The organism is Kribbella deserti, assembly GCF_042434725.1.
Classification (GTDB): Bacteria; Actinomycetota; Actinomycetes; order Propionibacteriales; family Kribbellaceae; genus Kribbella; species Kribbella deserti.
The window spans coordinates 263,467-271,722 of sequence record NZ_JBHLTC010000002.1 but is presented as its reverse complement, the minus strand read 5'-3'; the positions used below and the strand labels follow the sequence as shown (position 1 = coordinate 271,722).

5 protein-coding genes are annotated in these 8,256 nt (G+C 63.6%); all 5 read right to left on the bottom strand.

The window, feature by feature from the left end; all coding sequences use genetic code 11:
• Window positions 1-2,877 (bottom strand): beta-ketoacyl synthase N-terminal-like domain-containing protein (locus ACFFGN_RS03900; protein ID WP_380043888.1); only part of this gene is annotated, 2,877 nt, incomplete at its 3' end.
• A 54-nt stretch (window positions 2,878-2,931) separates the two neighbouring features.
• Window positions 2,932-4,491 (bottom strand): aromatic amino acid lyase, encoded by a 1,560-nt coding sequence (locus tag ACFFGN_RS03895; RefSeq protein WP_380043878.1) that lies wholly within the window; start codon window positions 4,489-4,491, stop codon window positions 2,932-2,934.
• A gap of 1,100 nt (window positions 4,492-5,591) precedes the next feature.
• Entirely contained in the window at window positions 5,592-6,155 is a 564-nt protein-coding gene (locus tag ACFFGN_RS03890) for a hypothetical protein (RefSeq protein ID WP_380043877.1), read from the bottom strand.
• 215 nt (window positions 6,156-6,370) lie between these two features.
• Window positions 6,371-6,475, bottom strand: coding sequence for a leucine zipper domain-containing protein (locus ACFFGN_RS03885; RefSeq protein ID WP_380043876.1), 105 nt, complete (start codon window positions 6,473-6,475; stop codon window positions 6,371-6,373).
• A 266-nt stretch (window positions 6,476-6,741) separates the two neighbouring features.
• Window positions 6,742-8,211, bottom strand: a complete 1,470-nt coding sequence (locus ACFFGN_RS03880; protein WP_380043875.1) for a galactose oxidase-like domain-containing protein — start codon at window positions 8,209-8,211, stop codon at window positions 6,742-6,744.
• Window positions 8,212-8,256: the final 45 nt, after the last annotated feature.

The following is an 8,256-nucleotide window of genomic DNA, read 5'->3' as shown; positions in this document are numbered from 1 at the left end:
CTCAATCGGATCACCCAACGCCGTACCAGTCCCATGCGCCTCCACCACATCAACATCAGCGCCGTTAAGGCCGGCACTAATCAGGGCCCGGCGGATGACCGATTCCTGGGCCACGCCATTGGGAGCCGTCAACCCATTACTGGCACCATCCTGATTAACCGCACTCCCCCGAATCACAGCCAGCACCCGACGCCCCTTACGCCGAGCCTCAGAAAGACGCTCCAGCACAAGAACCCCCGCACCCTCCGCCCAACCCGTCCCATCCGCCCCAGCAGCAAACGCCTTACACCGCCCATCAGCAGCCAAACCCCGCTGCCGCGAAAACGCTACAAACGCGCCAGGCGTGGCCATCACCGTGGCCCCGCCCGCCAGAGCCAGGTCACATTCGCCATTGCGTAAGGCTTGGGAAGCCAGGTGCACTGCGACCAAGGAAGACGAGCACGCCGTGTCAACAGTCATCGCAGGACCTTGGAGGTCAAGGGCATAAGAGATTCGGCCAGACGCGACGCTGGCGGCTGTCCCGGTCATCACGATGTCATCGTGATGACCGGCGCCAAGACGTGGGCCGTAGTCCGCGCTCCAGGTTCCGACGAACACTCCCGAATTGGTGCCAGCGAGCGAAGACGGATTGATACGAGCATTTTCTAACGCCTCCCACGAGGTCTCCAGCAATAGCCGCTGCTGCGGATCCATCGCCAACGCCTCACGAGGAGAAACCCCGAAGAATGCCGCGTCGAATCCTGCGGCGTCAGCTAGGAACCCGCCCCGTCGGACGTAGCTCTTACCCGCAGCATCGGGATCGGGGTCGTACAGACTTTCCACATTCCAACCACGGTCTGCAGGGAATTCTGACGTTGCGTCTGTGCCAGACTGAACCAGATCCCACAACTCCTGAGCCGAGCCCACGCCTCCAGGAAAGCGGCAACCAATCCCGACGATTGCGATCGGATCATCCGCAACTAAAGCCGATGGAGCACCCGTGTCAGCGGAACCATCCGAGGGGGATAGTGTCGTCCACAGATGGCGTGCGAGGCGCGCTGGTGTTGGGTGGTTGAACAGCGCAGCCGCCCAAAGCTCAACTCCAGTGGAGCGCGTGAGCCGATCACAAAGCTCGATGCTTGCGAGAGAACCCAGACCGACGTCCCGGAAAGTGACGTCGGCCGGGATCAGGCTCGGGTCGTCTCGCCCCAGGACGGCGTTGGTGTGGGCGCGGACAAGATCAAGAAGAGTCGCGTACTCTCCGGCGGGCATGATGGCCGACTGCGCGGCCGGACCGACGGGTGCAAGGAACTGGCCCGGAACTTCCGACCTCGAGCCTGGCATCATTGCCGCGGGTCGTTCCCTGGTCCGGAGTTCGCGCTTGTTGATCTTGCCAGGCCCTGTCTTTGGCAGGCTGGTGGCCACCTCATAGCTGCGGGGAACCTTGTAGTCAGTGAGGTGGCGGCGAGCGTGCGCATCGATATCGGAGAGAACCCGGTCGTCGTCACCTTCAATAGTCGGCACGATGATGGCGTGCACGCGTTCACCCCAGACGGGGTCCGCGACGCCGATAACAGCAACCTCGCTGACCTTGTCGTGCAGGCTGAGCGTGTGCTCGACCTCCGTACTGTAGACATTCTCGCCACCGACGATGACCACATCCTTGCTGCGGTCGAGGATGTGCAGGTATCCGTCATCGAGGCGGCCTAGATCCCCGGTGCGAACCCAGCCGTCGGGCGTGAAGATTTCCTGTGTGGCGCTGGCATCGTGCCAGTAGCCGGCCAGAATATTGAGACCGGCGACCTGGATCTCTCCTACTCCGTGTTCATCCTCCTGTGCAATGCGAAGGCTTACTCCGGGCGCGGGTCGGCCGGCGGACTGCAGCGGGACGCCAGTGTCGCCCCCGGCGCCACGAGCGTGATCCTCTTCGGAAAGAACTGTCGCCAGTGAGAGCTCAGTCATTCCGTAGCCCTGGGCAAAGCCGCACGGTAGCTGCTGCATTGCGCGCGCGAGCGTGGCGGCTGGCATAGGTGCCCCGCCATAGAAGAGCAGGCGCCAACTCGACAAGTCAGCGGCATTGACAAACGGATCGTCCAGCAACATGCCCACCATGGTGGGAACCAGGAGGGTCGCCGTTGACCGGGTTGCCTCCATGGCCTGCGCGAATGCCTGGGGGGAGAACGTGGGCAGGAAAGCATGACTGCCACCTGCGAGGGTGATCGCGAACAGCGATGCGCAATCCGCGATGTGAAACATCGGTGCGGCGTGCAAATATCGGTCATCTGCGTTATACCGCAGCGACATCTGAATATGGTAAGCGTTCGCCATTAGGCTTCGGTGAGTGTGAATCACCGCGCGCGGCGCCCCGGTGGTTCCGCCGGTGGCAAACAACGCGACCGGGTCGTCTTCCCGGTGCACGCCTGGCCTGCTGATCGGATCCGCAGCGAGCAGGTCTCCAAAGAGGACGATCTCGCCGTCAGGCATTGGGCGCCCCTCATCGGCGACAACAATTGTGGTGCAGTCCTGTCTCGCCGTGTGGCCGGGCATACCACCGGGACCAATGATGAGAGCAGCTGGACTGATCAGATCCAGATAGCGATCCTGCTCCAGAGGTGAAAGCCGCGTATTGAGTGGCGCTATCACCAGGCCGGCCATCGCGCAGGCGTAAAAGCACTCCACATATTCTGGAGAATTCGCGAGCGCAATTGCCACGCGGTCACCGCTTTGCAGCCCCAGCCCGCCTAGTCCTGCCGCCAGAGCTGCGACGCGTTGCCGCACTTCCTGCCATGTGCGTTGGTGTCCGTCAGGACCGATGACCGCCGTCCGGGTTCCGGCGATGGATACGGCCCGCTCGAGCGAGTCAAGGACGGACAATTCAGAGCGTGCGCTAGTAGCCATCAACTGCGTGCTCTCTAGCGATTCGGCTGTCGTGTTCATCAGGTCGTCGTCAGCTCACGATCGAGATGTGTTGGAGGATTCGCGCAGACTCGGCACATGCGCGACTGCGACCTCGTCTAGCAGGTCGGCCGCGCGCCGGACGTCGCCGTCAAGCGGTCGGTCGTATGGAATCGGGGCGACGGTTTCGCAGAGCCGTTCCAGCAGCGCAGCCCCTTGCTCAGATGCGGGCGTTCTGCCGCCAAGATGGACCGCCTGCCGCAGCGCCACGGCTAGGGCTCCGTGCACCCAGCGCAAACGCTCGGCCTGTGCCAGGGCAGTCAGTGCCGCCTGCGTGCCGAATGGCACCACATCCTGATTCAGCTGATTCGTTGACAAACTCTGGAAAGCTGCCGGTACAGCCGCCCGGCGCATTGCCACCACGATGGACGTTGTCGAGAGCTGCACTCCGGTCAACCCATGCTGGCGGCCCGGGTCAGCCGACAGCGAAGGGTTCAATCCAGTGTTGCGGTGCGGGTCCATCAGGAGGTCCAACTGTCGCTCGGCAAGATTTGCCAATTGCGTTAGAGCGCTGGCCAGAAGGTCGGCCGCGAAAGCAACCGGCTGACCGAAGAAGTTTCCGCCATGGACGATCTCTCCCTCCTCCGGGAAGAACACCGGATTGTCACTCACGCCGTTCAGATCGGCGATGGTGACCGTCGTTGCATGTCGCACACTTGTCCATGCAGCACCCACCAACTGGGGCACACAACGTACCGAGTACGGCTCCTGCAGCTGCCGCTTGCCTGACGGCACGCAACCGTCCAACACGTCCCTTAGCAGGCCGCTCACCGCCACGCACCCCGCGTGTCCGGAGGCCACCGCAAGGCTGTCGGAAGCGTATTCAGGCCCAGCCCCGAGTACCTCAGTCATGAGGCCTGTGAGAGTGATCGCAGCCACGACCGACCGTGCCGCCTGAGCGCATGCCAGTCCAGCCGCAGCTGCCGTCAGCGGCGTCCCATTGACAAGGGCCAACCCATCGCGCCCCTCCAACACCAGCTGATCGAGTCCGGCGGTCCGCAGAGCGTCGGCAGCCGGAACCCGTACGCCATCAATCAGCATGTCGCCCCGGCCCATCAGCGCGCTCAAGGCATGGCTCATCGGCACCAGATCGCCACTAGCTCCCACAGAACCGTACTCAGGTACTACAGGCGCCAGCGCCAGTGGACTGGCGAGCACCTCAAGCAATACCTGCAGCGCGCCCCCAGACACGCCCGATTGGCCGCGTGCCAAGGTCCAGGCACGCGCCAGCAACATCGCGCGTACGACCTGGGGCGCCAGCGACGGCCCCTGACCGGCCGCGAGGAAATCCACTAGTCCATGGGTCTGATCCGCCGGGTCCGGCCTGCCGCTATGGCCGACCAACGCGCCAAACCCGGTCGTCGACCCGTACATCGCGCGTCCGGACTCCAAGGATTCCCGCACGAACGAATGACAACGCTCGACATCGCCAATGGTATCCGTCGAAAGCTCTATCAGGATCGGACCAGCCGCAGCCTCAAGATCTTCCGGCATCAGCAAGCTTGGATATTTCAGCGCCAGTCCATCGACTGGAACAGAAGAATTGCGAATGGGCATAGCCACCCTCCGATGTATCGAACACAGGAGTGGGCGGCCCTGACCACCACGGCCGCCCACGAGATTGGCGTCAGATTTCAGACGCCCACAACAACCGTTGCGTCACGGGTGATCCGAACAGTGGATGGTGAAATCTCACTGAAGTAAGGCTGAAACGACAGTTCAACATCCGGCCGCCTGACAAGCCAAAGGCGTGCGTGCGTCAGTTGGCACCGCAGAATTCCCGACGAGTTCGAGCAACTGTCGGAATTCTGTGATTTGCCAACTGATGCGCGACATGTGGGCTAGGAAATTGACGAAGCGCTCCGTGGCCGCTGGCTTTGATGCTATGTGCGCCGAGCGATGGGGGCAGGTGGGCCGATGTGCTACGGATGTTCGGTTTGTGGCCGCGATCTACATACTCGCGCCAGCATTGGAGCCAGGCAGCGAAGTACATGGAGGGGCGACGTTGGCTGACCACGAGCAATCCATCCGCGATTTCCTCTCGCAGGTCGACTCAGGGATTGTCACATCAAGTGGACGCTGGTCTCGCTGAGATGGGTCAGTGGTTTCGGACACGGACACGGACACGGACACGGACACGGTGACGGTTTGGTGTTCGTGGGCGCGGCCGAGGGCGATTTTCTGGCCGCGACCATGATCGCGCCGGAGTTGCTGGCGCGGCGTTGCACCCGGACCGCTTCGAGCGAGGGCCGTGGGGTGGTCCCGCGGGCCGGCTGCCGCGCAGTCGGCGGGCTTGGTACATGGTGAGCGCGTTGGGCCGCACGCGGATTAGTTCGCGGGTGTCGAGGTCGTAGAACATCAGTGCGGCGGGCTCGAACCGGATTCCGACACGGCGACCGCCCAGGGTTTCCGCAGCGACCAGGACATGCCCGCCCACGGGTACGGTGCCTGCGCGGGCTACGATCCGCTCGACCTGGATCGCTTCACTGACCTCGATTTGCGGCAGCGGCGACGGCCCGGCGTTCGTGGAGCCGTCGGCGACCAACCGGTCCAGATCGTTGACGGTCAGGTGCGAGCGGACGGTCTTGATCCGGGCACCGGCAACGAGCAGGTGAATCACGTCGAGATCGGCCCAGAATCGCAGCGTCTGCCCGGCCCTATGCGGGCCGAGCCAGACTGCTTGCCTGCCACCTTGCAGATTCCCCGCTGGGCGGCACGACCCGGTCGAACTCGATCGGCCCACCTGTCCACGATTCCCGCACCGGCAGCATCTCGGGACCACTCTCAGGATGATCGGCCTTATCGGTTAGTGAGTGCGACCCGAGTCGGCGGCTGGTGTCAGTTGCGGCGGCGGCCACAGCCCGACCAGGTCCCGCTCGGCTTGTGAGTTTGGCCGGAGTCACGGGGATCTCGATATCAAGGACTTGGTGCGGCCGGGTGGTGTTAGTCGACGTAGGCGTCGACCGCCGCTTGCGCCAGTTCGATCGAGGTGAACGGGTCGGTGACGGCGAGGAAGTCGGACCGGAAGGTTGCCGTGGAATCGCTCCACCCTTTCCGTCCTGATTCAGTGCCACCGGGGCGGTCGGCCAGTGGGTTATGCCGTTGCGGTGGCAGATATTGTCGAACAGCACCTCGCCGTTGCGGGCGCCGAAGCGTGCGAACCGGTCGGTGAACTGTTGGCCGTTGTCGGTGATGATCTCCTCCGGCACCTCGAACCGCACATAGGACTCCCAAGGGCGTTTGCGAGGATGGGAACGCAACAGGCCTCTGCCCCGCTGCAAGATCCGGTCGATCGTGCGTTCCGACGGCGCCACCAGTTCGTCACTCGACCATGGCCAGGATTGCGAACCCATCTCCCACCGGATCCGCCACGAACCCAACCGCGGATGCTCTCTACACATCTCCGCGACCGCGACCGCGACCTCCACCGCCTCGGCTACCTGAGCGGGCGACAGTGCGGCCGATGAGATCGATCCGCCAGGCCGGCCAGCAACTCGGTCAGATATCGCGCGATCCAGCGATGCAGCGTCGAATGATGCACTCCTGCCCGAGCTCCCACTTCGACGAATCCGCGCCCTCCAGCACCGCACGAACCGCGTCCAGACGTTGCTCGAACACCGATAAGACAACCAGCGCCAATCGCGGGCCTCCCGAGTCCCCGACGCCCCAGGAGACGTCGACCCCAGACTGGCCGAACCAGCCACTGTCGCAGATCCTTTGACGGATGGATGTCGCACATCAGTCGACGGAGGACACGAGTGACGGCGCGCTACTAGTGGCAGGGCTTGGTCTCAGTTGTGTTCATTGTCAGCACTCTCCCCCACAGCAGTGCGCGCAGCCGACCGGCTGAGCCGCGTACGCCGGGGCAGAGCTGCCAGAGGGCGGTTTGACTACCTGAACAATCCTGGAGACCGACGGCACGCCCCGAGAGTCGATCAGGCTTAGCATGTACTTGCCGAGCGGCATCACGCCCCATCGGGACTCGTACCGGAGCCCGATCTTGCCTGTGGTCGACTGCTGAACGACGGTGGCCCGCACTTGGCGTGCGTTCGGGTCCGAGCTATGCGTGGAGCTGGTCAGCCTGGTCAAGGTGGCATCGGTGATCTTGTAGGGACCGGAGTAGCTGACCAGGCTCGTCCCGCCCAGGTAGATGATCGACCCGATGCCTCCGGTAATCGCCGGTCGGGTGGTGTGCATATACCACGGCCTGTAGCGCTCAACGCGAGTCTCGACGTTCGTTCCCACGTTGGACCCGAAGGTGTCCACGGAGCCGTCCACATTGAGCGCACACGAGGAGTGATACTCACGGGCGATCTTCGGGCTCGCGACCGGGGTCCACGTGGTGGCCCCGTATTTCAGCACCGACGCGCGAAGCTGCGGGTTGGTGTTGTGATTGGAGCCTCCGGCAACGAAAACCGAACGGTCTGGCAGGTTGATCGCGCACGAGTACATCGTCGGCCAGCCCAGCCACGGCCCGGGCTTGTACGTCGGCGCAGCGCCGGTCAGGGTCGCGATAGCCGTCGTGCCGGTGGTGCTGGTGGTGCAGCCTCCGCCGATCAGCATGACCTTCTGAGCCTGGGCCGGGTACATCATCACCGAAGCCGACTGATCGCGGCAGTCCGGCGCGGCCAGACCTGGCACCGGCTTGAATGCGTTGTTGGTCCAGTTCCAGATGCCTGGGCTGTGGCCAATCCTGCCGAAAGTATTCTGACCGGAGTAGAAGTAGTAGCCTGAGGCAAGCAAGTGCAGCCCTGCGTACATCGGGAACGCCCGGCGGCCCGGCAGGACAGTGGTGGTGTTGGTCTGTGTCGAGTAACTCTCGTTGACGTCGGTCGCGACTGAGTTCGCGTCCAAGCCGCCGACCACAACCGGCCGGCCAGCCGCGTTCGCGACAGCGTTCGGGTACCAGCGAGCAACCGCCATGTCCGCGCGCGGTTTGAAGCTGTTGGAGTAGACGTCGAACGCGTACACTTTCCTAGTGCCGGTGTAGTACTCCGGGCTCCCCGGAAACGAGGCGGGTGAGCCGTAGCGGCCGGTGCCGCCGAAGAAGATCGGCACGCCATTCTGGTCGTGCATGTGCCCAGAGCAGAACAAGTCGTCCGGCAGATTCGGCACCGGCGTAAGTGCCTTGGTGTTCGGGTCGAAGACCCACGCCCGGAACAGCCGGGCAGCGAAGTTTTCCCGGTTGTAGCCAGAGCCGGCGGTGATCAGCACCTTGCCGGTCGACAGCACCGAGATGTGCACAGCGTTGACCTTGCTCCCGTCCGGCGAGCTCAAGTTGCTGATCGTAGACCAGGACCCGACTTGGGCCGGACTCGCGGC

What these genes read in the sequence shown, in the direction of transcription:
- ACFFGN_RS03895 (WP_380043878.1), bottom strand. Translation starts at nt 4,491, where the DNA reads ATGCCCATTCGCAATTCTTCTGTTCCAGTCGATGGACTGGCGCTGAAA.